Below are 26,543 nucleotides of genomic sequence, written 5' to 3' on the forward strand. Positions count from 1 at the left end.
GCACACCCCTTCCCGAGGCTGTCCCGAAGATGTTGATCCTGCGCGGCGCTCCTGCCCTTTCTGCCTTTCGCCACAGCAAACTCCTTGAGCAACTGAGCCAGAAGGTCCCGGCTGTCAGCGGCTTGTATGCTGAATTCGCTCACTTCGCCGAAGTTACCGGCGTCCTGACCGGCGACGAACAGCAGGTGCTCGCGCGCCTTCTGAAGTACGGCCCAAGTGTTCCGGTACAAGAGCCAACCGGTCGTCTGTTCCTGGTGTTGCCGCGGTTCGGCACCATCTCGCCATGGTCCAGTAAAGCCAGCGACATCGCTCGCAACTGCGGCCTGACGAAAATCCAGCGCCTGGAACGCGGCATCGCGTTCTACGTCGCCGGCCAGTTCAGCGACGCCGAAGCGCAACTGATCGCAGGCGCGCTGCACGACCGCATGACCCAGATCGTCCTCGGCAACCTTGAACAAGCCGCCGGCCTGTTCAGCCATGCCGAGCCAAAGCCCCTGACCGCGATCGACGTGCTGGGTGGCGGCCGCGCCGCGCTGGAAAAAGCCAACACCGAGCTGGGCCTGGCCCTGGCCGAAGACGAAATCGACTACCTGGTCAACGCCTTCGTCGGCTTGAAGCGCAACCCGCACGACATCGAACTGATGATGTTCGCCCAGGCGAACTCCGAGCACTGCCGTCACAAGATCTTCAACGCCAGTTGGGATATCGACGGTCAGAGCCAGGAAAAAAGCCTGTTCGGCATGATCAAGAACACTTACGTGATGCACAGCGAAGGCGTTCTGTCGGCTTATAAGGACAACGCTTCGGTGATCGTCGGCAACGTCGCCGGCCGTTTCTTCCCGGACCCTGAAACCCGCCAATACGGTGCGGTGCAGGAGCCGGTGCACATCCTGATGAAAGTCGAAACACACAACCACCCGACCGCGATTGCCCCGTTCCCGGGCGCATCCACCGGTTCCGGTGGCGAGATTCGTGACGAAGGCGCAACCGGTCGCGGTGCCAAGCCAAAGGCTGGCCTGACCGGTTTCACCGTGTCCAACCTGCAAATCCCGGGCTTCGAACAGCCGTGGGAAGTGCCGTACGGCAAGCCTGAGCGCATCGTTACCGCGCTGGACATCATGATCGAAGGCCCACTGGGTGGTGCCGCGTTCAACAACGAATTCGGTCGTCCGGCCCTGACCGGTTACTTCCGTACCTTCGAACAGTCGATCACCACCCCGCGTGGCGACGAAGTTCGCGGATACCACAAGCCGATCATGCTGGCCGGCGGTATGGGTAACATCCGTGCCGAACACGTACAGAAAGGCGAGATCACCGTTGGCTCCAAGCTGATCGTGCTCGGCGGCCCGGCGATGCTGATCGGTCTGGGCGGCGGCGCCGCTTCCTCCATGGCCACCGGCACCAGCTCGGCAGACCTGGACTTCGCTTCCGTACAGCGCGAAAACCCTGAGATGGAGCGTCGCTGCCAGGAAGTCATCGACCGTTGCTGGCAACTGGGTGACAAGAACCCGATCAGCTTCATCCACGACGTCGGCGCGGGCGGTCTGTCCAACGCCTTCCCGGAACTGGTCAACGATGGCAACCGTGGCGGTCGCTTCGAACTGCGCAACATTCCAAACGACGAGCCGGGCATGGCCCCGCACGAAATCTGGAGTAACGAATCCCAGGAGCGTTACGTTCTGGCGGTCGGCCCGGCTGACTTCGAACGCTTCCAGGCGATCTGCGAGCGCGAGCGTTGCCCGTTTGCCGTTGTTGGCGAAGCCACTGCCGAGCCGCAACTGACCGTCACCGACAGTCACTTCGGCAACAGCCCGGTGGACATGCCACTGGAAGTGCTGCTGGGCAAAGCCCCGCGCATGCACCGTTCGGCCGTTCGCGAAAACGAACTGGGCGACGATTTCGATCCGTCGACCCTCGAGATTGCAGACTGCGTCGAACGCGTTCTGCATCACCCGGCCGTGGCGAGCAAAAGCTTCCTGATCACCATCGGCGACCGCACCATCACCGGCCTCGTGGCCCGTGATCAGATGGTCGGCCCGTGGCAGGTTCCGGTAGCCGACGTTGCCGTCACCGCCACCAGCTTCGACGTTTACACCGGTGAAGCCATGGCCATGGGCGAGCGCACTCCGCTGGCTCTGCTGGACGCTCCGGCGTCGGGCCGTATGGCCATCGGCGAAACCCTGACCAACATCGCGGCTTCGCGCATCAACAAAATCTCCGACATCAAACTGTCGGCCAACTGGATGTCCGCTGCCGGTCACCCAGGCGAAGACGCGCGTCTGTACGACACCGTTAAAGCGGTCGGCATGGAACTGTGTCCAGAACTGGGCATTACCATTCCGGTGGGCAAGGACTCCATGTCCATGGCCACGCGCTGGAACGATGAAGGCGTTGACAAGACCGTGACCTCGCCGATGTCCCTGATCGTGACCGGTTTCGCGCCAGTGGCTGACATCCGTCAGACCCTGACGCCGGAACTGCGCATGGACAAGGGCACCACCGACCTGATCCTGATCGATCTGGGCCGTGGCCAGAACCGCATGGGCGCCTCGATCCTGGCCCAGGTTCACGGCAAGCTCGGTTCGCAAGCGCCGGACGTCGACGATGCCGAAGACCTCAAAGCCTTCTTCGCCGTGATCCAGGGCCTCAACGCCGACGGTCACCTGCTGGCTTACCACGACCGTTCCGACGGTGGTCTGCTGACCAGCACCGTGGAAATGGCCTTCGCCGGCCACTGCGGTCTGAGCCTGAACCTCGACGGTCTGGCAGAAACCTCCGCCGACATCGCAGCAATCCTGTTCAACGAAGAACTGGGTGCCGTGATCCAGGTTCGTCAGGACGCTACTCCAGACATCCTTGCGCAGTTCAGCGCTGCCGGTCTGGGCGAGTGCGTGTCGGTGATCGGTCAGCCGATGAACAACGGCCAGATCAACATCACCTTCAACGGCGAAACCGTGTTCGAAGGCCAGCGTCGTCTGCTGCAACGTCAGTGGGCTGAAACCAGCTACCAGATCCAGCGTCTGCGTGATAACGCCGACTGCGCCGAACAAGAGTTCGACGTGTTGCTGGAAGAAGACAACCCGGGCCTGAGCGTCAAGCTGAGCTACGACGTCAACCAGGACGTCGCCGCGCCTTACATCAAGAAAGGCATTCGCCCACAAGTTGCCGTGCTGCGTGAGCAGGGCGTCAACGGTCAGGTGGAAATGGCGGCCGCGTTCGACCGCGCCGGTTTCAACGCGATTGACGTGCACATGAGCGACATTCTGGCCGGCCGTGTCGACCTGAACGAGTTCAAAGGCCTGGTGGCGTGCGGTGGTTTCTCCTACGGCGACGTTCTCGGTGCCGGCGAAGGTTGGGCCAAGTCCGCGCTGTTCAACAGCCGCGCTCGCGATGCGTTCCAGGGTTTCTTCGAACGTAACGACAGCTTCACCCTCGGTGTGTGCAACGGTTGCCAGATGATGTCCAACCTGCACGAGCTGATCCCGGGCAGCGAGTTCTGGCCGCACTTTGTGCGTAACCGTTCCGAGCAGTTCGAAGCCCGTGTGGCGATGGTTCAGGTCCAGGAATCGAACTCGATCTTCCTGCAAGGCATGGCCGGTTCGCGTATGCCGATCGCTATTGCTCACGGTGAAGGTCATGCCGAGTTCGCCAGCGAAGAAGCGTTGCTGGAAGCCGATCTGTCGGGTTGCGTGGCGATGCGTTTTGTCGACAACCACGGCAAGGTCACCGAAAACTACCCGGCCAACCCGAACGGCTCGCCGCGCGGGATCACCGGTTTGACCAGCCGCGACGGTCGCGTAACGATCATGATGCCGCACCCGGAACGTGTGTTCCGCGCGGTGCAGAACTCGTGGCGTTCGGAAGACTGGAACGAAGACGCACCTTGGATGCGTATGTTCCGTAATGCTCGCGTCTGGGTAAACTAAAAGCGGGTTAACTAAGCGCTGTGTACAAGCTCAGCTTTTTTGTTCCAACCAGTCACGTCGAAGACGTGAAAAGTGCCGTATTCGCCGCCGGCGGCGGACGAATCGGCGCTTACGACCATTGCGCCTGGCAAGTGCTCGGCCTCGGCCAGTTTCGCCCGTTGGATGGCAGTCAGCCGTTTATTGGTGAAGCGGGGCAGGTCGAGCAGGTTGAGGAATGGAAGGTTGAGCTTGTCGTGGCGGATGAGCTGATTCGCGCTGTGGTGATGGCTCTGAAGCAGAGTCATCCCTATGAGACGCCGGCTTATGAGGTGTGGCGGTTGGAGGATTTCTAGTCTTCCTGGCCGCTGAAATGAAAAACCCGCTGAATTTGCGTTCAGCGGGTTTTTTGTTGCCTGAACAATCAATGAATGCATACACCCCTTGTAGGAGCTGTCGAGTGAAACGAGGCTGCGATCTTTTGATTTTGATTTTTCAAGATCAAAAGATCGCAGCCTCGTTTCACTCGACAGCTCCTACAGAGGGCGTGGGTTTAAACCTTGGCACTCACCTCACTGCGATTCACCAACGCATTCAGCGCATCATTCAAACTCGCTGCCTTGTCGCCAACCAACAGATGCCAAACCCCACCTTCCAACTGACTCACACCCTGGCATCCCAGCGCCTTCAGATCACATTCCGACAACGCCTTGCCATCTGCCAGTTGCAATCGAATCCGGGTCATGGCGATGCAATCCATCTGCAACACGTTCTCGCCACCGCCCAACGCATTCAGCCATTGCTGCGCTTCTGAATTCGCCACCGCCGCAGGTTTCGGCGCATCGATAACAGCAGGAGGGGAGGAAACAAGTGCGCGCCCCAATGCAGGCATCGCCAAGCGAATCTCATCGGCAATGCTGTCGGCCATCGGCCCGACCACGACCTGCAAACTCCCACCCTTGCCCGGACGCACCACCGCCATCGCACCCAGCGCTTTCAACTCCACATCGTTTACCTTGTTGCGATCCACCATGTCCAGCCGCAACCGAGTGGTGCACGCACCCACGGTGATCAAATTCTGCGCACCACCCAGCGCCTTAATGTAAGCCCCGGCCCGTTCATTCTCGGCGATGACTACTTTGTCGCCCTTCAGAACATCTTCGCGCCCTGGCGTCTTCAAGTTGAAACGACGAATGCAGAAATCAAACACCACGTAGTAGATCACCGCATACGCCAGGCCGACCGGTACCATCAACCAGCCGTTGGTGGATTTTCCCCAGCCGAGAATCATGTCGATCAAACCACCGGAAAACGTAAACCCGAGGTGAATGTTCAGCAGGTTGGTGATCGCCATCGACAGGCCAGTCAGCAACGCATGCACGAGATAAAGCAGCGGCGCGAGGAACATGAAGGCGAATTCTATCGGCTCAGTCACACCGGTTAAAAACGACGTCAGCGCCATCGACAGGAAGATCCCGCCCATGACTTTGCGGCGCTCCGGCAAAGCATTGCGGTACATCGCCAGGCAGGCGGCCGGGAGGCCGAAGATCATCATCGGGAACATGCCGGTCATGAACTGGCCGCCCTTCGGGTCACCGGCGAAGTAGCGCGACAGGTCGCCGGTGACGATGGCGCCCGTGGTCGGATCAGTGAAGTTGCCGAAGACGAACCACGCCATGTTGTTGAGGATGTGGTGCAGCCCGGTGACGATCAGCAGGCGGTTGAAAACGCCAAAGACGAACGCGCCGAAGCTGCCGCTTTCCATCATCAACGTGCCGAAGCTGTTGATGCCGTGCTGGATGGGTGGCCAGATCAAGCCGAAGATGACGCCCAGGCCGACGGCGGCGAACCCGGTGACAATCGGCACGAACCGCCGTCCGCCAAAGAACGCCAGGTACTCCGGCAGTTTGATGTCCTTGAAACGGTTGTACAGCGCGCCTGCCATCAAGCCGCTGACGATCCCGGCGAGCATGCCCATGTTGATGCTCGCGTCGAGCACCTTGAGGGTGGAGATCATCACCAGATAGCCAATGACTCCGGCGAGGCCTGCGGTGCCGTTGTTGTCCTTGGCGAAACCGACCGCGATGCCGATGGCGAAGATCATCGCCAGGTTGGCGAAGATGACTTGGCCGGCGTCGTGGATGATCGCGATGTTCAGCAGGTCGGTGTCGCCCAGGCGCAGCAACAGGCCGGCGATCGGCAGGATCGCGATCGGCAGCATCAGCGCGCGGCCGAGGCGTTGCAGGCCTTCGATGAAGTATTGGTACATGGCGGTTCTCCCTGTGTTCTTTTTGTTTTAGAGCTGTTGTAGTTGTTCAGCTCAGAGGCCATTGCTGGTGACAGGCGTGACGCACCGCGCTGGCGCTGCTCAACTTGAGCAGGTCCTGGCTGATGCGTCGGCATTCGCTCGCGTCCAGGTGGCGGACGCGGTCCTTGATTTCACCGATCTGCACCGGGCTGACCGACAACTCGCTGACGCCCAGGCCGATCAGTACCGGCGTGGCCAGCGGATCGGAGGCCAGCGCGCCGCAGACACCGACCCAACGGTTATGCACCGCAGCACCGGCGCAGGTCTGGGCGATCAGCCGCAGCAGCGCCGGGTGCATGGCGTCGACCCGCGAAGCGAGGCCAGCGTGGTCGCGGTCCATGGCCAAGGTGTATTGCGACAAGTCGTTGGTGCCGATGGACAGGAAGTCCGCATGCTCTGCAAGCTGCTCGGCCAGCAGTGCGGCGGCGGGGACTTCGATCATCACGCCCAGCTCCGGGCGCTCACTCACACCAAGTTCAGTGCACAACGCGTCGAGACGCTGGCGGATGTGCAGCAACTCATCGACTTCGGTCACCATCGGCAACAGGATCCGGCAGCGCGACAGCGGGCTGACATGCAGCAAGGCGCGCAATTGTTGGTCGAGGATTTCCGGGCGGACCTGAGCCAGGCGAATACCGCGCAGGCCAAGCACGGGATTGGCTTCAGCCGGGAGCGGCAGGTAGTCGAGTTGTTTGTCTCCGCCGACGTCGATGGTGCGAATGATCACCGACTTGTCGCCCATGGCGTCGAGCACGGCTTGGTAGGCCATGCGTTGTTCCTGTTCGTCTGGCGCGGTGTTGCGATCCACAAACAGAAACTCGGTACGCAGCAAGCCGACGCCGTCGGCGCCATTGGCCAGGGCATCAGCCGCTTCGGCGCTGGAAGCCACATTGGCGGCGACTTCAATCTGCAAACCGTCGAGCGTCAGCGCCGGGGTGTGTGCCTGAGCCTGTTGCTCGGCGCGGCGCTGTTGATGATCGAGTTGTGCTTGATGCACTTCGGCCAAACGTTCGGCATTTGGCATCAGTTCGAGGCGACCACCATCGGCATCCAGCACAACCGCTTGGCCTTGCTGCTGATCTAGCAGCGTAGAACCCAGCGCGACCATGCACGGCAAGCCTTTGCCTCGCGCGAGAATCGCCACGTGGGAAGTCGCACCGCCCTCGGCCATGCACAACCCGGCGACACCTTGCTGGCTCAGTTGCAGCAGATCGGACGGCGTCAGTTCATGGGCGGCGACGATGGCGCCGGCCGGCACGTCGTAGTGCCAGGTTTCGCCGAGCAGGGCACGCAGCACGCGTTGTTTGAGGTCGCGCAGATCGTTGGCGCGTTCGGCCAACAACGGGCTGCCGAGTTGCTGGAGCACCTCGCACTGCACGTCGATCGACTGGCTCCAGGCGTGGGTTGCGGCCATGCCCTGGTTGATGGAGGTGTTCGCCGCGTCTAGCAACGCCGGGTCTTCGAGCAGGGCGAGGTGTGCGGCGAAGATCGCTTCTTCGTCGGTGTTTTTATGTTTCCTGGCTTGGGCCAGTGTGTGGTCGATTTCACTGCGTACGACGGTCAGCGCGGTATCGAGAGCGTGCAGCTCTTGCTCGGGATCATGGTTGCCGGCGTCCACCGGCAGGCTGATAGCTGTCAAGCGGAACAACGGCCCGCCAACCAGACCGGGAGCGGCGCAGACGCCGTGCAGCACACCCGCTTCGGCCGCTCGAGTGCGTCGGGCAATCGGTGTCGGCGCGGCGGCGTGGCTGTCTTCGGCCAGTGCTGTGGATAACGCGATCAGCAACGCTTGCAACGCGGCTTCGGCGTCCGGGCCCTGGCAGCTGACCTGAACCTCGTCCTGCTCGCCGACGGCCAAACCCATCAGTCCGATCAAGCTGTCGCAGGTCGCCGATTTGCCAGCGAAATGCAGCTGCGATTTGCTCTTGAAACCTTGCGCTGTCTGACGAATCAGCGCTGCCGGACGAGCATGCAAACCGCCACGATGGGCGATGCGAACGTAGCCGTGAATTTCTTCCCCGGAGAGCTCCGCTTCAGCCTGCGCGCCCGACGCGTGCCGACGAATGATGTGCAGCAATGGCTCGCCAACTTTTACCGACTTCAGCGTGATTGGCCGCGCCTGAAAGTCCTGGCTGTTGGTCAGGATCATCAGGCTGACCAGGCTTTTGCACTGTTGCGCGACCTTGTCCAGGTCATAGCGCAACAGCGGCTGGCCGTTGCTGACCCGCGCACCTTCCTTGACCAGCATCGAGAAGCCTTCGCCCTGCAACTCGACCGTGTCGAGGCCCAGGTGCAGCAGCAATTCGGCGCCGTTGTCGGCACGCAATGTGACGGCGTGGCCGGTGCGGGCAACGTGCACCACGATGCCGGCGCACGGGGCGTGGAGGGTGTCGTTCAGCGGATCGATGGCGATCCCGTCGCCCATGGCGCCGCTGGCGAACACCGGGTCCGGGACTTTGGCGAGCGTGAGCACCGGGCCGCTGAGCGGGGCGCTGAGGGTCAGCTCTTTATTATTGTTGTGCATGGCTCGGTCTCATCAGTAAAAACGGTTCGGATCAACTCGCCCTGTAGCAGCTGTCGAGTGAAACGAGGCTGCGATCTTTTGATCTTGTTTTTAAAAATCTAAAGTCAAAAGATCGCAGCCTCGTTTCACTCGACAGCTCCTACAGAAGTTTTCGTGCGGCCTTCGAGTTAGTGCGTGCGCGTCACTTTGCTCAAGTGCCGCGGCTGGTCCGGGTCCATGCCACGGGCGACCGCCAAACCGGCGGCCATGACGTAGAAACTCTGGATCGCCAGAATCGGGTCGAGGGCCGGGTGTTCGGCGCGGCTCAGGGTGAGGTCGCGTTCGGCAATGTCATCCGGTGCGGCCAGCAATACGCGGGCACCGCGCTGGCGCATGTCGGCGGAGAGGCTCAGCAAACCGGCCTGCTCGGCACCGCGCGGGGCGAAGATCAGCAGTGGATAATTTTCGTCGATCAACGCCATCGGGCCGTGACGAACCTCGGCGCTGCTGAAGGCTTCGGCCTGGATCGCCGAGGTTTCCTTGAATTTCAACGCAGCTTCCTGGGCGATGGCGAAACCGGCGCCACGGCCAATTACCATCAGGCGCTGGCAATCACGCAGTGCATCGATGGCCAGGCTCCAGTCCTGTTTCGCCGCCTCGCGCAAACCTTCCAGCAGCGCGAGACCGGCCTCCAGCAATTGCGCGTCCTCTTTCCAGTGGGCGATCAAACGGGCGCTGGCGCTGAGGGTGGCGATAAAACTCTTGGTCGCGGCGACGCTGCTTTCGGTGCCAGCGCACAGCGGCAGGCTGAACTCACACGCGGCCTCCAGCGGCGAACTCTCGGCGTTGACCATCGAGATGCTCAGGGCGCCGCGCTTGCGCAGCAGACGCATGCTGTTCACCAGATCGGGACTTTGCCCGGACTGCGAGAAGGCGAACGCCACTTGGCCGCTGACCTTCAGTGGTGCTTGCAGCATGGTCACCACCGACATCGGCAACGACGCCACCGGGAAGCCCAACTGCTGCATGGTCAGGTAGGCAAAATAACTGGCGGCATGATCGGAGCTGCCGCGAGCGACGGTCATCGCCACTTGCGGTGGCTGACGACGCAGGCGCCCGGCGATCTCGATCATCTGCGGGTCGAGTTGCTGCAATTGGGCTTGCACGGCCTCGAACGAGGACAGCGCCTCTTCAAGCATTTTTGAAGTCAATGTCTTCTCCTTCGACCATGACGGCGGTCAGTGTGAGTGAGCGATCGAGCCGCACACAGTCGGCCCAGCTGCCGGGTTGCAGGCGCCCGCGTTCGGTGAGGCCGAGGTAGTCGGCGGGGAATTGCGAAAGACGTTGCGAGGCCTCGGCGATCGGCAAACCGATCTTCACCAGATTGCGCAGGGCCTGATCCATGGTCAGCGTGCTGCCGGCCAGCGTGCCGTCGGGCAAGCGCACACCGCCCAGGCATTTCGTCACGGTGTGGCTGCCAAGCTTGTATTCACCGTCGGGCATGCCGGCGGCGGCGGTGGAGTCGGTAACGCAATACAGGCACGGGATTGAACGCAGGGCCACACGGATGGCGCCGGGGTGCACGTGCAGCAAGTCCGGAATCAACTCGGCGTATTTGGCGTGGGCCAGTGCCGCGCCGACGATGCCCGGCTCGCGGTGATGCAGCGGGCTCATGGCGTTGTAGAGGTGAGTGAAGCTGCTGGCGCCGGCGTTCAGCGCGGCAACGCCTTCCTCGTAACTGCCGAGGGTATGGCCGATTTGCATGCGTACGCCACGAGCGCTGAGGTTGCGGATCAAGGCGTCGTGGCCGGCGATTTCCGGGGCTATGGTGATCACCCGGATCGGCGCCAGTGCCAGGTACTCTTCGACTTCGGCCATCAACGCGGTGTGGGCGAAATTCGGTTGGGCGCCGAGTTTGCCGGGGTTGATGTACGGGCCTTCCAGGTGCACGCCGAGGACTCGGGCGCTGCCTTTCAAGCGTTGCTCGCAATACTCGCCGAGGGCGTTAAGCACGCTGGAAATTTCTGCAGGCGGCGCGGTCATGGTGGTCGCCAGCAGCGAGGTGGTGCCGAAACGCACGTGAGTTCTAGTGATGGTTTCGAAAGCCTGCGCGCCTTCCATGATGTCTTTGCCGCCGCCGCCATGAACGTGCAGGTCGATGAAACCTGGCAGCAGGTAAGGCAGGTCGTTGTCGGCCGGATCGCACGGCTGGCCTTCGATCGACACGACCTTGCCGTGTTCGTGAATCAGCCGGCCGCGAACCCAGCCGTGGGCGGTGAGGATGTTGTCTTCGGACATGATTGGTTCTCTCGTTTAGCGGCGTGGCTGATCAGCGGCGCAGCTCTGCAACAAAGTCGTAGTAGTCGTTGCGGCAATAGGTGTCGGTGACTTCGATCGGCGTGTTGTCTTCCAGATAGCCGACCCGGGTCATCAGCAGCATGGCGGTGCCGGGGGCGATGCCCACCAGGGCGGCGAATTCATCCGAGGCGTTGATCGCCTGAATGTGTTGCAGGGCGCGGACGATCGGCTTGCCGATGCCGTCGAGGTATTCGTAGAGGGAGTCGCCCACCGCTTGTGGCTTGGGAATGATCGAGGCGGGGAGAGTGCTCATCTCGATCGCCATCACCGTGTCGTCGGCTTTACGCAGACGTTTGAGCCGCACGACCTTGTCGTTCGGCGAGAGGCCCAGGCGGATCAGTTCTTCGTGGGTCGGCGGAGTGATTTCACGCTCCAGCCATTGCGAGCCGGGGACGAAGCCCTTCAGCCGCAGCATTTCGCTGAAACCCGAGAGGCGCGACAGCGGTTGTTCCAGGCGCGGGGTGATAAAGGTGCCGGAACCCTGGTTGCGGCGGATCAGACCTTGCTCGAACAGAACTTCCAGCGCCTTGCGGGCGGTGACGCGGGAGATGCCCAGCATTTCGCTGAGGTTGCGCTCCGACGGCATGGCCTGTTCGGCTTTCCACTGGCCGGCATGGATCGCCGCTTCCAGATTGCGCGCCAGTTGCAGGTACAACGGCGTGGGCTGGGTGTCGTCAGGGCGTAGGGCCTGGAGGTCATTCATGTAGGTTTGGTCCGATGCGGATATTGGAGAGTTGTCGCCCGGTGGTGGGGTGAAAACTAATACCACTTAAATACCATGTCAATGAGACCACATTGCTGTTGGCGCGGGAAGCCTGCCCGGATTGATGGGTAATAGAATTTCTGGTTTGAAGTGGTATTAGAGGTGGGAGTTTTGAAAGCAAAGATCGCAGCCTGCGGCAGCTCCTACTGACGGGAGTGGTATCTACCCGGTAGGAGCTGCCGCAGGCTGCGATCTTTTGAATTTATTTTTCGAGGAGCGACCAACGGTAGCCAATTTGCGGGGGGATTACGGACGGATTTCGATCATCGTGCCGTCCGGCACCAAACCCCAGACCTCGCGCATGTCCATGTTGCGCATGGCAATGCAGCCGTCGGTCCAGTCCAGCGTATGGAACAGGTCTTCTGGGTTTTCTTCAGTATCCGGGGTGCCGTGGATCATGATCATGCCACCGGGTTCGACGCCTTCACGCCGGGAGCGCGCGGAGTCACTGATGTTCGGGTAGGAGATGTGCATCGCCAGATTGAAACGGTCACTGACCTTGCGCCAGTCCAGCCAGTAAAAACCTTCAGGCGTGCGTTTGTCGCCTTCCATGAGTTTCGGGCCGATGGGTCTTTTTCCCAATGAGATGCGATAGGTCTTGATCGGCTTGCCGTCATTGATCAATTGCATTTGGTGGGCGGACTTGAGCACCAGAACTTTTTCGATGACTTTGCCGTCCAGGGTTTCAGCGACGGAAGCCTGGGAGATAGCAACGAACGACAAGCAAAACACGGCAAGCAACCAGCGCATTGAAACGATATCCCTAAGAGGTGTCGCGACTATTTAGTTATAGGTGATTTTAGATCAAGGAGCTTTATGTAATGGCAGGCTGAGCAAGCGGCGGGATCGACTCGGACCGCACGGGGTAGACCTCGGTCCGCCGGTCAGCGAAGAAGCATTCTAAGGTACGGCCCACCGTGCGGAAAGCCAGCTCGGACCAAGGGATGTCGGCTTCTTCGAAAAGCGCTACTTCCAGGCTCTCGGGACCAGCGGAAAAGTCCAGGTCCACCAGCTCGGCGCGGAAGAACACATGCACCTGGCTGATGTGCGGCACGTCGATCAACGTATAGATGCTCAGGTTGCGCACCCGCGCGCAGGCTTCTTCGGCGGTCTCGCGAATGGCCGCCTGCTCGATGGTTTCACCGTTTTCCATGAAACCGGCGGGCAGGGTCCAATAACCGAGCCGAGGCTCGATGGCGCGGCGGCACAGCAAGACCTTGGAGCCCCAGGTCGCCACGCAACCGGCGACGATATTGGGGTTCTGGTAGTGAATCGCCTGACAGCTGTCACAGACAAAACGCAGGCGCGAATCGCCCTCTGGAATGCGCTGGGTCACCGGGTTGCCGCACTGACTGCAAAATTTCATGCTTGGGTTCCTGAATGCTGCGCCTATCTTGGCGTGCGGCGGTGTCTGTCGGCAAGTTGTCGTTTAGCGACATGCAGTGGTTATGGGGTTGGGTGGTCGGTTCGATTGGTGCATGATGCATAGGGTCTGTTGACGTTTGCTGGCGAACTGCGTTGCAGTGCCAACGCGTGCGAGGCAAGGCGCGGGATGCAGCTAATGGCTGTTCCCTTGGCAAATCCCGCAACGCAGCATCGCGCGCGTTGGCGCGCAACGCGGTTGTCAGCAAACGTCAACAGACCCTACGGCCAACAGATCGAGAAGACTCATGCTGGACGAGCTACTGCATCGAGTAAGCAACCACACCCCATGCACATTGGAAACCGATAAACGTTTCCCCGAGGCCGCAGTGCTGGTGCCCATCACTCGCAGTGACGAACCGGAACTGGTTCTGACCCTGCGCGCCAGCGGGCTCTCGACCCATGGCGGCGAAGTCGCCTTTCCCGGCGGGCGGCGCGACCCCGAAGACCCTGATCTGATTTTCACCGCCCTGCGCGAAGCCGAAGAAGAAATCGGCCTGCCGCCGGGGCTGGTCGAAGTGATCGGCCCGCTGAGCCCGTTGATCTCCCTGCACGGCATCAAGGTCACACCCTATGTCGGTGTGATTCCGGACTTTGTCGAGTACCGGGCCAACGATGCCGAGATCGCCGCAGTCTTCAGCGTACCGCTGGAGTTCTTCCGCAAGGATCCGCGCGAACACACCCATCGAATCGATTACCAGGGTCGCAGTTGGTACGTGCCGAGCTATCGTTATGGCGAGTACAAAATCTGGGGCCTGACGGCGATTATGATCGTCGAGTTGATCAACCTGCTCTATGACGCCAAAATCAGTCTGCATCAACCACCCCAAACGTTTATCAACACCTGAAGCCATCGCCCGTATGGCGTGAACCCCGCTTTTTGCAAGTGAGCCTGCCTGGCCTTGAGGACAATAAGATGAAATATCTCCTGGGCGACGCCCGCGTCGAAACCCATCCGCAGAGCTGGGTCGCACCCAATGCCGTGCTGGTGGGTAAGGTCAAACTGGAAGAGGGCGCTAACGTCTGGTTCAACGCTGTGCTGCGTGGCGACAACGAACTGATCCTGATCGGCAAGAACAGCAACGTCCAGGATGGTACGGTGATGCACACCGACATGGGTTACCCGCTGACCATCGGCACCGGCGTGACCATCGGCCATAACGCCATGCTTCATGGCTGCACGGTGGGCGATTACAGCTTGATCGGGATTAACGCGGTGATCCTCAACGGCGCGAAAATCGGCAAGAACTGCATCATCGGCGCCAACTCGCTGATCGGTGAGGGCAAGGAGATTCCAGACGGTTCGCTGGTCATGGGTTCCCCCGGCAAAGTGGTGCGCGAGCTGACCGAGCCGCAGAAAAAAATGCTGGAGGCCAGCGCTGCTCACTATGTGCATAACTCGCAACGGTATGCCCGCGATCTGGTTGAGCAGGAAGAATGAGCACGCCCGAGCGCCCGGTTCGATCGCCTTGTGTGAATATCTGCGCGCTGGACGAGGACGATATTTGCACCGGGTGTCAGCGCACAGTGGAAGAGATCACGCGCTGGAGCCGGATGGAAAACGAAGAGCGCCGTAAGGTGTTGGGGTTGTGTCATGAGCGGGCGAAGTCGAGCGGGTTACTTTGGATGATTAACAAAACGCCTGACCTGTAGGAGCTGACGAGTGCAACGAGGCTGCGATCTTTTGATCTTGCCTTTATAAAACAACGTCAAAAGATCGCAGCCTCGTTGCACTCGTCAGCTCCTACGGTACTCTGTGCGCCAAATTGACAGGTATCCCGCCGCCTCATGTTCTTCCTGATCGCTTACATCAGCAGCGTCGTGCTGATCAACTACGCCTTTTCCACTGCCCCGCACCTGGACATCATCTGGTCGGCCTGGGGTGGTTTGGTGTTCGTTTTGCGCGATATGGTGCAAACCCGTTTCGGCCATGGTGCGATCGCGGCGATGCTGGCGGCGCTGGTGTTGTCTTACGTGACGTCCGATCCCTCCATCGCGCTGGCCAGCGCCACGGCGTTCGCGGTATCCGAATGCATCGATTGGCTGGTGTTCAGCATCACCAAGCGTCCCTTGCACGACCGCCTGTGGATAAGTTCGGCCCTGAGCATTCCGCTCGATACCTTCATCTTCTTCGGCATGATCGATGCGTTCACTCCAGGCGTGATCCTCACTGCCATGGGCTCGAAGTTCGTGGGCGTGACCATTGTCTGGATCGCAATGGCCTGGCGTCTGCGCAAGAACGCGATTCCCGGCTAAAGCCAAACCCCTCGGTTCATGTAAAATGCCGCGCTTTCTCCCCCATGGGAAGCGCGCCAGGCGCAGCTACCCTCGATGATCCGCTTCTTGAGGACCTGAGATGACCCGTATCGGAACTCCATTGTCGCCAACCGCGACCCGCGTATTGCTGTGTGGCTGTGGCGAGTTGGGCAAGGAAGTGGTGATCGAGCTGCAACGCCTGGGCGTTGAAGTGATTGCCGTGGATCGCTACGCCAATGCGCCTGCCATGCAGATCGCCCATCGCAGCCATGTGATCAACATGCTCGACGGCGCCGCTCTGCGTGCGGTGATCGAAGCCGAAAAACCGCATTTCATCGTGCCGGAAATCGAAGCCATTGCCACCGCGACCCTCGTGGAGCTGGAAGCCGAAGGCTTCACCGTGATCCCGACCGCTCGCGCCGCGCAGCTGACCATGAACCGCGAAGGCATCCGTCGCCTGGCCGCTGAAGAGCTGGACCTGCCCACCTCGCCGTACCACTTCGCCGACACCTTCGAGGATTACAGCAAGGCAGTCCAGGACCTGGGCTTCCCATGTGTGGTTAAACCGGTGATGAGCTCGTCGGGCAAAGGCCAGAGCCTGCTGCGTAGCGTCGATGACGTGCAGAAAGCCTGGGATTACGCTCAAGAAGGCGGCCGCGCCGGTAAAGGCCGCGTGATCGTCGAAGGCTTTATCGACTTCGACTACGAAATCACCCTGTTGACCGTGCGTCACGTTGGCGGCACTACGTTCTGCGCGCCAGTCGGCCACCGTCAGGAGAAGGGCGACTATCAGGAATCCTGGCAGCCACAAGCGATGAGTCCGATTGCCTTGGCCGAATCCGAGCGCGTTGCCAAAGCCGTCACTGAAGCCTTGGGTGGCCGTGGTCTGTTTGGTGTTGAGCTGTTCATCAAAGGCGATCAAGTCTGGTTCAGCGAAGTCTCGCCGCGTCCACATGACACCGGTCTGGTGACGTTGATTTCCCAGGACCTGTCGCAGTTTGCGCTGCACGCACGGGCGATTCTGGGCCTGCCGATTCCATTGATCCGTCAGTTCGGCCCATCGGCTTCGGCGGTGATTCTGGTGGAAGGGCAGTCGACTCAGACGGCTTTCGCCAATCTTGGTGCTGCGTTGAGCGAGCCGGATACAGCGTTGCGTCTGTTCGGCAAGCCTGAGGTGAATGGTCAGCGTCGGATGGGTGTGGCGTTGGCGCGTGATGAGTCAATTGACGCGGCTCGTGCTAAAGCGACCCGTGCTTCTCAGGCTGTTGTTGTAGAGTTGTAAACCGAGTCGCGGCTATCGCGAGCAAGCTCGCTCCCACATGGGAATTGGGGTGTACACACAATCTGTGGCCAACCAAGAACCCTGTGGGAGCGAGCTTGCTCGCGATGGCGATCTGTCAGGCAACCCGATTCAGATCGTTATTGCGCGTTTCCTTCAGGCACAGCACAGCAATCAAGCTCAGCACAGCCGCCCCCGACACATACCCGCCGACATAACTCAAACCGCCCATCGCCACCAGCTTCTGTGCGAAGAACGGTGCCGCCGAGGCCCCGACAATGCCGCCCAGGTTGTAGGCCGCCGATGCACCGGTATAGCGCACGTGGGTTGGAAACAGCTCCGGCAGCAGCGCGCCCATCGGCGCAAACGTCACGCCCATCAGAAACAGCTCGATGCACAGGAACAGCGCCACGCCCCAGGTCGAACCTTGGGTCAGCAGCGGTTCCATCAGGAAGCCGGACAGAATCGCCAGCACACCGCCGATGATCAGCACCGGTTTGCGCCCGTATCGATCACTGGCCCAGGCCGACAGCGGCGTAGCGGCGGCCATGAACAGCACGGCGAAGCACAGCAGCGCGAGGAAGGTCTCGCGGGTGTAGCCGAGCGTCGACACGCCATAACTCAGCGAAAACACTGTCGAGATATAGAACAGCGCGTAGCACACCACCATCGCCCCGGCACCCAGCAACATCGGCGCCCAGTATTGGCTGAACAGCTCGACCAGCGGGATCTTCACCCGCTCCTGGCGTGCCATTGCATTGGCAAATACCGGCGTTTCGTGAAGCTTGAGGCGCACGTACAGACCGACCATCACCAGCGCGGCACTGAGCAGGAACGGAATCCGCCAGCCCCACGAGCGGAACTGCTCGTCGTTCAGGGTCATGGCCAGCGTAAGAAACAGGCCGTTGGCCGCGAGGAAGCCGATCGAGGGGCCAAGCTGCGGGAACATGCCGAACCAGGCGCGTTTGCCCTTCGGCGCATTCTCCGTCGCCAGCAACGCAGCGCCGCCCCATTCACCGCCCAGTCCCAGGCCTTGGCCGAAGCGCAGCACGCAGAGCAGAATCGGCGCCCAGGCCCCGATGCTGTCGTAACCCGGGAGCACGCCGATCAGCGTGGTGCATACGCCCATCAGCAGCAGCGAGGCAACCAGCGTCGATTTGCGCCCGATGCGGTCACCGAAGTGGCCGAAAAGCGCCGATCCTAGCGGTCGAGCAAGGAAGGCGATGCCGAAGGTGAGGAACGCCGACAGCATCTGGGCCGTGCCGGAGGTCTGCGGAAAAAATACCGGACCGATCACCAGCGCAGCGGCAGTGGCATAGACGTAGAAGTCGTAGAACTCGATGGCGGTGCCGATGAAACTCGCGGTGGCCACGCGGGTGGCGGAGTTCGTCGGTTGCGCAGGCGCGGTGTCGTTATAAGTCGTGCTGGTCGTCATGCAGTTATCCCTGACAGTCATGTGCCCCAGTGGAGCGAATTATTATGGTCGAACACCCAGGGATGTGGGCTTAACGCAGAGTGCGGGTAGCACTTGGGTATGGCGGGGCTTGGGTAAGCGGCTTGATTATAGGAAGGCGGCTAACGATTCAACAAGGGCAAAAAGATCGCAGCCTTCGGCAGCTCCTACAGGGGAGCGCATTCCAGATGAGCTACACCGAAGGCTGCGATCTTTTAGCGATCTATCGTGCAGGTACAACCGCTGGGGCCGAACTCGTATGCCAGATCAGTACCCGGCTGACCCGATTGTCTTCCGTCTCCAGAATCTCCAGCCGATAACGCCCGATCTTCAGGCATACCGCACTTTCCGGAATCGTCTCCAGCGCCTCGGTCACCAACCCGTTGAGGGTTTTCGGACCGTCGCTCGGCAAGTGCCAGCCCAGGCTCTTGTTCAATTCGCGAATCGACGCTGCACCTTCGATCACCAGGCGGCCATCGGCCTGTGGATGGATGTGCGGGTTATCCAGGCTGTGCTGGCTTTCGAACTCGCCGACGATTTCTTCGAGAATGTCTTCCAGAGTCACGACACCGAGCACTTCGCCGTACTCGTCGACCACCATGCCCAGGCGTCGCTGTTGTTTGTGGAAATTCAACAGCTGCAGTTGCAACGGGGTGCTTTCCGGCACGAAGTAGGGGTCGTGACAGGCTGCCAGCAGTGCTTCTCGGGTCAGACTGGCGTCGGACAGCAGATGGCGGATCTGCCGGGTATTGAGCACCGCCTCGACGTGGTTGATGTCGCTGTGGAAAACCGGCAAGCGCGTGCGTTTATTGGCGCGAAGCTGCTCGATGATTTCCTCGAGGGAGTCGTCCAGATTGACCCCATCGACGTCACTGCGTGGCACCAGAATGTCGTTGACCGTGATGTTGTCCAGCGCATGGATGCCTGACAGCGGGTGTGGGCGGCAGACGGCGTGTTCGTGATCATCGAGCCGATCGTTCGGGGCTTCGTCTTCGCTCTGCTGCACCACTTTGACTTTGCGGGCGAACGGTCGCATCAGCAACTGGCTTATGCCATTGAGCAACCAGGCGGCGGGATAGATGATTTTCAGTGGCGCACCAAGCAAGGTGTTGCCCAAGGCCAGGACGGCGTCCGGATAACGGACGGCGAGGGTGCGCGGCAGGTAGTCGGCGAACACCAGAAGCACGGCGCCAGCCCCCAGGCAGGCCACCCATGGACCGTTTTCCGCCCAGGTGAAAATCGCCAGCAAGGTGCTGATGACCACGACCAGTGCGCGGCACAGGGTGTTGCAGAGGATCAGGCTATTGAGCGAAAAGCTCAGCTTTGCCACCGGCTTGTCGCTCGAACGCGAAGCTGTCCGCTGGGCGAGCAAGTGCTGTTGCGCAGCTTCGATGGCGGTAAACAGCCCCGACCATAAAATCAGCAGGGCCACTACCGCGAGCATCGGCCCTATGGGCAAGTCGTCCATTAATGCCGCCCGTCAGATATGCAGGATGTATTCACGAACCAGCTTACTGCCGAAATACGCCAGCATCAGCAGGCAGAAACCGGCGAGGGTCCAGCGAATGGCTTTGTGTCCGCGCCAGCCGAGGCGGTTACGGCCCCAGAGCAGCACGCTGAAAACGATCCAGGCGAGGCATGCCAGCAAGGTTTTGTGCACCAGGTGCTGGGCGAACAGGTTGTCGACGAACAGCCAGCCGGAGATCAGCGACAGCGACAGCAGGGTCCAGCCGGCCCAGAGGAAACCGAACAGCAGGCTTTCCATGGTTTGCAGCGGCGGGAAGTTCTTGATCAGGCCGGACGGATGCTTGTGCTTGAGCTGATGGTCTTGAACCAGCAGCAGCAACGCCTGGAATACCGCGATGGTGAACATGCCGTAGGCGAGGATCGACAGCAGGATGTGGGCGAGGATGCCCGGTTCTTCGTCGATGATCTGCACTGTGCCGGCGGGGGCGAACTGTGCGAGCAGCACGGTGGCGGCGCCGAGCGGGAACAGCAATATAAGCAGGTTCTCCACCGGGATCCGCGAGCAGGCCAACAGCGTCAGGGCAATCACCGCGGCAGCAATCAGGCTGGCGGCGCTGAAAAAATCCAGGCCCAGGCCAATCGGTGTCAGCAGGTGGGTGAACAGGCTGGCGCTATGAGCCAGCACGGCGAGCACGCCGAGCGTGACCAGCAGGCGTTTGTTCGCCTTGGCACCGGTGGCCAGACGAGTGCCCTGATAGAGGGTCGCAGCGGCATATAAGCAGGCGGCGGCGAGGGTAGTTAGCAAACTGGGTGACAAGGGGAGCATAAATCCTGTTAGGCAAGCCCGAAAGGCGCTGAGTTTGGCATAGAACCCCCGCAGCACGAAAGACCATGCAACCTGACGACGAGGTGTCCGCCAGACGCAGTCTTCGCTATAATCCGCGACCTGCCCACGCCGCAGGCTCGCCGAGCACATGTTTATTCCGGTCTGGGCCGCCATTATCCCGGTCTACACAGGGCCTGAAAGGATCGCGCAATGTTTGAAAACTTAACCGACCGTCTCTCGCAGACGCTGCGCCATGTCACCGGCAAGGCCAAGCTGACCGAAGACAACATCAAAGACACCCTGCGTGAAGTGCGCATGGCGTTGCTCGAAGCTGACGTCGCCTTGCCGGTGGTGAAAGACTTCGTCAATTCGGTCAAGGAACGCGCCGTCGGCACCGAGGTGTCGCGCAGCCTGACGCCGGGCCAGGCCTTCGTGAAGATCGTCCAGGCCGAACTCGAAAGCCTGATGGGCGCGGCCAACGAAGACTTGAACCTGAGCGCCGTTCCTCCGGCCGTCGTGCTGATGGCCGGTTTGCAGGGTGCGGGTAAAACCACCACAGCCGGCAAACTCGCGCGCTTCCTTAAAGAGCGCAAGAAGAAGTCGGTCATGGTCGTGTCTGCGGACGTTTACCGTCCGGCGGCGATCAAGCAGCTGGAAATGCTCGCGGGTGAAGTCGGCGTAACCTTCTTCCCGTCCGACCTGAGCCAGAAACCGGTCGACATCGCGCAAGCGGCTATTAAAGAAGCAAAACTGAAGTTCATCGACGTGGTCATCGTCGATACCGCCGGTCGCCTGCACATCGATGAAGAGATGATGGGCGAGATCAAGGCGCTGCATGCCGCGATCAACCCGGTCGAAACCTTGTTCGTGGTCGACGCCATGACCGGCCAGGACGCCGCCAACACGGCCAAGGCCTTCGGCGATGCTCTGCCGCTGACCGGTGTGATCCTGACCAAGGTCGACGGCGACGCCCGTGGCGGTGCCGCGCTGTCGGTTCGCGCCATCACCGGCAAGCCGATCAAGTTCATCGGTATGGGCGAGAAGAGCGACGCGCTCGAGCCGTTCCATCCTGAGCGTATTGCTTCGCGCATCCTCGGCATGGGCGACGTGCTCAGTCTGATCGAGCAGGCCGAGCAGACCCTCGACAAGGACAAGGCCGACAAACTGGCCAAGAAGCTGAAGAAGGGCAAGGGCTTCGACCTCGAAGACTTCCGCGATCAGCTGCAACAGATGAAAAACATGGGCGGCCTCGGCGGCCTCATGGACAAACTGCCAAACATCGGCGGCATGAACCTGGCGCAGATGGGCAACGCCCAAGGCGCGGCAGAGAAACAATTCAAGCAGATGGAAGCCATCATCAATTCCATGACCCCGGCCGAGCGCCGCGACCCTGAGATGATCAGCGGTTCGCGCAAACGCCGGATCGCCATGGGTTCCGGCACTCAGGTGCAGGACATCGGTCGCTTGATCAAGCAGCACAAGCAGATGCAGAAGATGATGAAGAAGTTCTCCGCAAAAGGCGGAATGGCCAAAATGATGCGCGGCATGGGCGGTATGTTGCCCGGCGGCGGCATGCCGAGAATGTAAATAATTTACGCAGGGGCTTGCCCTTGCACCTCCCACACGGAAGTGGGATCTCCAGCAAACCCGCACTTGGCGGGAGCTGACTGGCCGTTTTCAACGACGGCTCTATAGCAAATCTTGATGGCGACTGAAAGGCCGCCGGAAAAAGTCATTTGCAAAAGTCCGGATATTCCTTAGAATATGCGGCCTTTCGGGCACCTATGCCCGCTGTGCCTTTAGATTTGCAGCACCGACTACAGGAACGATGTTCACATGCTAACAATCCGTCTTGCCCTTGGCGGCTCCAAAAAGCGCCCGTTTTACCACTTGACCGTAACCGACAGCCGCAACCCGCGCGACGGTTCGCACAAGGAACAGGTTGGTTTCTTCAACCCTGTTGCTCGTGGTCAAGAAGTCCGTCTGTCCGTGAACCAAGAGCGCGTAGCCTACTGGCTGAGCGTTGGTGCACAACCTTCTGAGCGTGTTGCTCAGTTGTTGAAGGACTCGGCTAAGGCTGCGGCCTGAGCAATATGAACGCGACGCCAGCTGTTGCTGATGATTTGATCGTTATCGGCAAAATTTATTCGGTTCATGGCGTTCGCGGCGAAGTGAAGGTGTATTCCTTTACTGATCCGACAGAAAACCTGTTGCAGTACAAAACCTGGACGCTCAAGCGCGAAGGTAATGTGAAACAGGTCGAGCTGGTCAGCGGACGTGGGAACGACAAGTTCCTGGTCGCAAAGCTCAAGGGTCTTGATGATCGTGAAGAAGCGCGTCTTCTGGCCGGTTATGAGATCTGCGTGCCGCGCAACCTGTTCCCTGAATTGACCGACGGCGAGTACTACTGGTACCAGCTGGAAGGTCTGAAGGTCATTGATCAACTCGGGCAATTGCTCGGGAAAATCGATCATCTTCTGGAAACCGGCGCCAATGATGTAATGGTGGTCAAGCCTTGCGCTGGCAGCCTGGATGATCGCGAACGCCTGTTGCCCTATACGGAGCAATGCGTGTTGGCCGTCGACCTTGCCGCAAGCGAGATGAAGGTGGAATGGGATGCGGACTTCTAAGCGTGGCTAACTTGCGCGTAGAAGTGATCAGTTTGTTTCCCGAGATGTTCTCCGCCATCAGCGAGTACGGCATCACCAGTCGTGCGGTGAAACAGGGGCTCTTGCAGCTCACCTGTTGGAATCCGCGAGACTACACGACGGATCGACATCACACTGTGGACGATCGCCCATTTGGCGGTGGTCCGGGCATGGTGATGAAGATCAAGCCCCTGGAAGATGCGTTGGTTCAGGCCAAGGCAGCAGCCGGGGAGGCGGCGAAGGTAATTTACCTGTCCCCCCAAGGCCGTCAACTGACTCAGTCGGCGGTACGCGAGTTGGCGAATCTGGATGCATTGATCCTGATTGCCGGCCGCTATGAAGGCATTGACGAGCGTTTTATAGAGGCTCATGTCGATGAAGAGTGGTCGATTGGCGACTATGTACTGTCTGGCGGCGAGCTGCCGGCGATGGTCCTGATCGATGCGGTTACACGACTGCTGCCTGGAGCTTTAGGGCATGCGGACTCCGCCGAGGAAGATTCCTTTACGGATGGTTTGCTGGATTGCCCGCACTACACCCGACCGGAGGTGTATGCGGATCAGCGTGTTCCCGACGTGTTGCTAAGTGGCAATCACGCGCATATCCGGCGTTGGCGTTTACAGCAGTCCCTTGGTAGGACCTTTGAACGACGCGCCGATCTTCTGGAAAGCCGCTCGCTTTCTGGAGAAGAGAAGAAGCTGCTCGAGGAATACATCCGCGAGCGGGACGATAGTTAACAACGTATCGATGGTAGATCCGACGATTTACCTTAGGAGCACAGCATGACTAACAAAATCATTCTTGCACTCGAAGCAGAGCAGATGACCAAAGAGATCCCTACCTTTGCCCCGGGCGACACTGTTGTCGTTCAGGTGAAAGTGAAGGAAGGCGACCGTTCGCGTCTGCAAGCGTTCGAAGGTGTTGTTATCGCCAAGCGTAACCGCGGCGTAAACAGTGCATTCACCGTTCGCAAAATCTCCAACGGTGTTGGCGTAGAGCGTACTTTCCAGACCTACAGCCCGCAAATCGACAGCATGGCCGTTAAACGTCGCGGTGACGTACGTAAAGCCAAGCTGTACTACCTGCGTGACCTGTCCGGTAAAGCAGCTCGCATCAAGGAAAAACTGGCTTAAGTCCAGCTTCCGATGCAGAAAAAAGCAGCCTACGGGCTGCTTTTTTGTTGCCTGCAATTTACCTGTGGGAGCGTGCGGTGCGGCGATCCGACTTGCCCGCGAATCGATCTAACAAGCACCGCGTTTACATCAGGCTCTATAAAGCCTCAGCAGGCTATGAAAGACTTGCCGTCAGTTTTCCAGTGACCTGAGCCTTTATGCCCGCCATCGATCACCCCCTGATAGACCAATTCCTCGACGCTCTGTGGCTGGAGAAAGGTCTTTCCGATAACACCCGCGATGCCTATCGCAGCGACCTGGCCCTGTTCAACGGCTGGCTGCAGGAAAAAGGGTTGGAGTTGATCAATGCCGGCCGCGAATTGATCCTCGATCACTTGGCCTGGCGTCTGGAGCAAAACTACAAACCCCGCTCGACGGCGCGATTCCTCTCCGGCGTGCGTGGCTTTTATCGCTATTTGCTGCGGGAAAAGTTGATTGCAGTCGATCCGACCTTGCGTGTCGATATGCCGCAGCTGGGTCGACCACTGCCTAAATCCTTGTCGGAAGCGGATGTGGAGGCCTTGTTAAAAGCCCCCGACCTGAGCGAAGCCATCGGCCAGCGCGACCGCGCCATGCTCGAAGTGCTTTATGCCTGTGGCTTGCGTGTGACAGAGCTGATCAGCCTGACACTGGAGCAGGTCAATCTGCGCCAAGGCGTGCTGCGAGTGATGGGCAAGGGCAGCAAGGAGCGGCTGGTGCCGATGGGCGAGGAGGCGATTGTCTGGGTCGAGCGTTACCTGCGCGATGGCCGCCAAGAGCTGCTTGGCGGGCGTCCCAGCGATGTCATGTTCCCCAGCCAGCGCGGCGAGCAGATGACTCGGCAGACCTTCTGGCATCGCATCAAGCACCAGGCCAAGGTTGCCGGGATCGGCAAGTCGCTGTCGCCGCACACCTTGCGCCATGCCTTCGCCACTCACCTGCTCAACCACGGCGCCGACCTGCGGGTGGTGCAAATGCTGCTCGGTCACAGCGATCTGTCGACCACGCAGATCTACACCCACGTCGCCCGCGCCCGCTTGCAAGACCTGCACGCCAAACACCACCCGCGCGGCTGACCGATTTGTGATCTGCTTTTCTGTGGGAGCGAGCTTGCTCGCGATGAGGCCCTTACATCCAATATTAATGTTGCCTGACACACCGCTATCGTCGGAACGCCGCCCGGAGCAAGCTCGCTCCCACAGAAAGCTGACGGTACCCGCGATGTCCTGCATCACCCGCATTCGGCCACAGGGGCCTTATGTGGTAGGCTTTGCCGGTTTGCACGATGGGCGTTTATGACCCGGTGTTTCGGTACGGGCGTTCTGATCGTCCCATTTGTCCGCCTTCAGGAGTTCTCATGCGTCTGACCCAGATTTTCGCCGCCGCAGCCATTGCGTTGGTCAGCACCTTTGCCGTCGCCGATGACGCGGCCGACAAAGCCATTCGTAAAAGCCTGGAAAACCTCCAGCTCGACGTACCGGTAGAAACCATCACTGCCAGCCCGCTGCCAGGTCTGTACGAAGTCAAACTCAAGGGCAGCCGCGTACTCTACGCCAGCGCCGACGGCCAGTATGTCGTTCAGGGTTACATGTTCCAACTCAAGGACGGCAAGCCGGTCAACCTGACCGAGAAGACCGAACGCCTGGGCGTTTCCAAACTGGTCAACGAGATTCCAGTGGCTGAAACCGTGGTCTACCCAGCGATCGGCGAAACCAAATCGCACATCACCGTGTTCACCGATACCACCTGCCCGTATTGCCACAAGCTGCACGCCGAAGTGCCTGAGCTGAACAAGCGCGGCATCGAAGTGCGTTACGTCGCGTTCCCGCGCCAGGGTTTGGGCTCGCCGGGTGACGAACAGCTGCAAGCGGTCTGGTGCTCGAAAGACAAGAAAGCCGCCATGGACAAGATGGTCGACGGCAAGGAAATCAAGGCCGCCAAGTGCGATAACCCGGTTTCCAAGCAGTTCGCCCTCGGTCAGTCGATCGGCGTGAACGGTACACCGGCCATCGTTTTGGCCGACGGCCAAGTCATTCCGGGCTACCAGCCTGCGCCACAAGTCGCCAAACTGGCACTGGGCGCGAAGTAAATTCGCATCGTCACGGTCAGCCATTGACGATCATGGTTCGGCGGCAGCATTCGCCGGGCCATTAATAGAGAACCGCGAGTATGCGGTTGTTTTCACGGCCGGCCTTGAGTCGGCCGTT

Annotated in this window: 24 protein-coding genes; 14 read left to right on the plus strand and 10 right to left on the minus strand. The window is 60.2% G+C overall.

The window, feature by feature from the left end; genetic code table 11:
* Window positions 1–29: 29 nt before the first annotated feature.
* Window positions 30–3,926, plus strand: coding sequence for a phosphoribosylformylglycinamidine synthase (gene purL / locus CUN63_RS18720; protein ID WP_129441458.1), 3,897 nt, complete (start codon window positions 30–32; stop codon window positions 3,924–3,926).
* Window positions 3,927–3,946: 20 nt separating this feature from the next.
* Window positions 3,947–4,258, plus strand: a complete 312-nt coding sequence (locus CUN63_RS18725; RefSeq protein WP_129441460.1) for a YqfO family protein — start codon at window positions 3,947–3,949, stop codon at window positions 4,256–4,258.
* A 197-nt stretch (window positions 4,259–4,455) separates the two neighbouring features.
* Here CUN63_RS18725 and nagE read toward each other — a convergent pair whose 3' ends face one another.
* The 7 genes from nagE to CUN63_RS18760 all read right to left on the minus strand — a co-directional run bounded on the left by nagE (window position 4,456) and on the right by CUN63_RS18760 (window position 13,200).
* Window positions 4,456–6,171, minus strand: coding sequence for an N-acetylglucosamine-specific PTS transporter subunit IIBC (gene nagE / locus CUN63_RS18730; RefSeq protein ID WP_129441462.1), 1,716 nt, complete (start codon window positions 6,169–6,171; stop codon window positions 4,456–4,458).
* Between the two features lie 46 nt (window positions 6,172–6,217).
* The gene (gene ptsP / locus CUN63_RS18735; RefSeq protein WP_129441464.1) at window positions 6,218–8,734 is read right to left on the minus strand and encodes a phosphoenolpyruvate--protein phosphotransferase; all 2,517 of its coding nucleotides are present in this window, start codon (window positions 8,732–8,734) and stop codon (window positions 6,218–6,220) included.
* 167 nt (window positions 8,735–8,901) lie between these two features.
* On the minus strand, window positions 8,902–9,924 hold the full coding sequence (locus CUN63_RS18740) for an SIS domain-containing protein (protein WP_129441466.1): 1,023 nt from the start codon (window positions 9,922–9,924) through the stop codon (window positions 8,902–8,904).
* Entirely contained in the window at window positions 9,905–11,011 is a 1,107-nt protein-coding gene (gene nagA, locus CUN63_RS18745) for an N-acetylglucosamine-6-phosphate deacetylase (RefSeq protein WP_129441468.1), read from the minus strand. Before nagA ends, CUN63_RS18740 begins: the two co-directional genes overlap by 20 nt.
* Before the next feature lie 31 nt (window positions 11,012–11,042).
* A complete protein-coding gene (locus tag CUN63_RS18750; RefSeq protein WP_129441470.1) occupies window positions 11,043–11,774 on the minus strand; it encodes a GntR family transcriptional regulator in 732 nt (243 codons plus the stop codon).
* Between the two features lie 306 nt (window positions 11,775–12,080).
* Window positions 12,081–12,584 (minus strand): murein L,D-transpeptidase family protein, encoded by a 504-nt coding sequence (locus tag CUN63_RS18755; protein WP_129441472.1) that lies wholly within the window; start codon window positions 12,582–12,584, stop codon window positions 12,081–12,083.
* A 64-nt stretch (window positions 12,585–12,648) separates the two neighbouring features.
* On the minus strand, window positions 12,649–13,200 hold the full coding sequence (locus CUN63_RS18760; protein WP_129441474.1) for an NUDIX hydrolase: 552 nt from the start codon (window positions 13,198–13,200) through the stop codon (window positions 12,649–12,651).
* Between the two features lie 304 nt (window positions 13,201–13,504).
* Here CUN63_RS18760 and CUN63_RS18765 point away from each other — a divergent pair, with 304 nt between their 5' ends.
* The 5 genes from CUN63_RS18765 to purT all read left to right on the plus strand — a co-directional run bounded on the left by CUN63_RS18765 (window position 13,505) and on the right by purT (window position 16,794).
* Complete coding sequence (locus CUN63_RS18765) at window positions 13,505–14,104, plus strand: CoA pyrophosphatase (protein WP_129441476.1); 600 nt, start codon at window positions 13,505–13,507, stop codon at window positions 14,102–14,104.
* A 68-nt stretch (window positions 14,105–14,172) separates the two neighbouring features.
* Window positions 14,173–14,697: a gamma carbonic anhydrase family protein gene (locus tag CUN63_RS18770; protein WP_129441478.1), complete on the plus strand. Its 525-nt coding sequence runs from the start codon at window positions 14,173–14,175 to the stop codon at window positions 14,695–14,697.
* On the plus strand, window positions 14,694–14,909 hold the full coding sequence (locus CUN63_RS18775) for a DUF1289 domain-containing protein (protein WP_129441480.1): 216 nt from the start codon (window positions 14,694–14,696) through the stop codon (window positions 14,907–14,909). Before CUN63_RS18770 ends, CUN63_RS18775 begins: the two co-directional genes overlap by 4 nt.
* A 135-nt stretch (window positions 14,910–15,044) precedes the next feature.
* Entirely contained in the window at window positions 15,045–15,512 is a 468-nt protein-coding gene (locus CUN63_RS18780; RefSeq protein ID WP_129441482.1) for a preQ0 transporter, read from the plus strand.
* Window positions 15,513–15,612: 100 nt separating this feature from the next.
* Window positions 15,613–16,794: a formate-dependent phosphoribosylglycinamide formyltransferase gene (purT, locus tag CUN63_RS18785; RefSeq protein ID WP_129441484.1), complete on the plus strand. Its 1,182-nt coding sequence runs from the start codon at window positions 15,613–15,615 to the stop codon at window positions 16,792–16,794.
* Between the two features lie 115 nt (window positions 16,795–16,909).
* Here the strand turns inward: purT and CUN63_RS18790 are convergent, their stop codons facing one another.
* The 3 genes from CUN63_RS18790 to CUN63_RS18800 form a co-directional block, all read right to left on the minus strand.
* On the minus strand, window positions 16,910–18,226 hold the full coding sequence (locus CUN63_RS18790) for an MFS transporter (protein ID WP_129441486.1): 1,317 nt from the start codon (window positions 18,224–18,226) through the stop codon (window positions 16,910–16,912).
* A 241-nt stretch (window positions 18,227–18,467) separates the two neighbouring features.
* Window positions 18,468–19,712 (minus strand): transporter associated domain-containing protein, encoded by a 1,245-nt coding sequence (locus CUN63_RS18795; protein ID WP_129441488.1) that lies wholly within the window; start codon window positions 19,710–19,712, stop codon window positions 18,468–18,470.
* A 12-nt stretch (window positions 19,713–19,724) separates the two neighbouring features.
* Window positions 19,725–20,537 (minus strand): inner membrane protein YpjD, encoded by an 813-nt coding sequence (locus CUN63_RS18800; protein WP_046053341.1) that lies wholly within the window; start codon window positions 20,535–20,537, stop codon window positions 19,725–19,727.
* A gap of 210 nt (window positions 20,538–20,747) precedes the next feature.
* Here CUN63_RS18800 and ffh point away from each other — a divergent pair, with 210 nt between their 5' ends.
* The 7 genes from ffh (at window position 20,748) to dsbC (ending at window position 26,425) form a co-directional block, all read left to right on the plus strand.
* Window positions 20,748–22,124 (plus strand): signal recognition particle protein, encoded by a 1,377-nt coding sequence (gene ffh, locus CUN63_RS18805; RefSeq protein ID WP_129441490.1) that lies wholly within the window; start codon window positions 20,748–20,750, stop codon window positions 22,122–22,124.
* Window positions 22,125–22,373: 249 nt separating this feature from the next.
* Window positions 22,374–22,625 (plus strand): 30S ribosomal protein S16, encoded by a 252-nt coding sequence (rpsP, locus tag CUN63_RS18810; RefSeq protein ID WP_045059142.1) that lies wholly within the window; start codon window positions 22,374–22,376, stop codon window positions 22,623–22,625.
* 5 nt (window positions 22,626–22,630) lie between these two features.
* Window positions 22,631–23,167 carry a ribosome maturation factor RimM gene (gene rimM / locus CUN63_RS18815; protein WP_129441491.1) on the plus strand — a complete coding sequence of 179 codons (537 nt, stop codon included), beginning with the start codon at window positions 22,631–22,633 and terminating at the stop codon, window positions 23,165–23,167.
* A complete protein-coding gene (gene trmD, locus CUN63_RS18820; RefSeq protein ID WP_154503229.1) occupies window positions 23,149–23,922 on the plus strand; it encodes a tRNA (guanosine(37)-N1)-methyltransferase TrmD in 774 nt (257 codons plus the stop codon). Before rimM ends, trmD begins: the two co-directional genes overlap by 19 nt.
* A gap of 45 nt (window positions 23,923–23,967) precedes the next feature.
* Window positions 23,968–24,318, plus strand: a complete 351-nt coding sequence (rplS, locus tag CUN63_RS18825; protein WP_063322826.1) for a 50S ribosomal protein L19 — start codon at window positions 23,968–23,970, stop codon at window positions 24,316–24,318.
* Between the two features lie 197 nt (window positions 24,319–24,515).
* Window positions 24,516–25,412, plus strand: coding sequence for a site-specific tyrosine recombinase XerD (gene xerD, locus CUN63_RS18830; RefSeq protein WP_008151625.1), 897 nt, complete (start codon window positions 24,516–24,518; stop codon window positions 25,410–25,412).
* A gap of 281 nt (window positions 25,413–25,693) precedes the next feature.
* Window positions 25,694–26,425, plus strand: a complete 732-nt coding sequence (gene dsbC / locus CUN63_RS18835; protein WP_129441493.1) for a bifunctional protein-disulfide isomerase/oxidoreductase DsbC — start codon at window positions 25,694–25,696, stop codon at window positions 26,423–26,425.
* The last annotated feature ends 118 nt before the right edge of the window (window positions 26,426–26,543 follow it).

Source organism: Pseudomonas sp. ACM7 (assembly GCF_004136015.1).
GTDB classification, from domain to species: Bacteria; Pseudomonadota; Gammaproteobacteria; order Pseudomonadales; family Pseudomonadaceae; genus Aquipseudomonas; species Aquipseudomonas frigoris.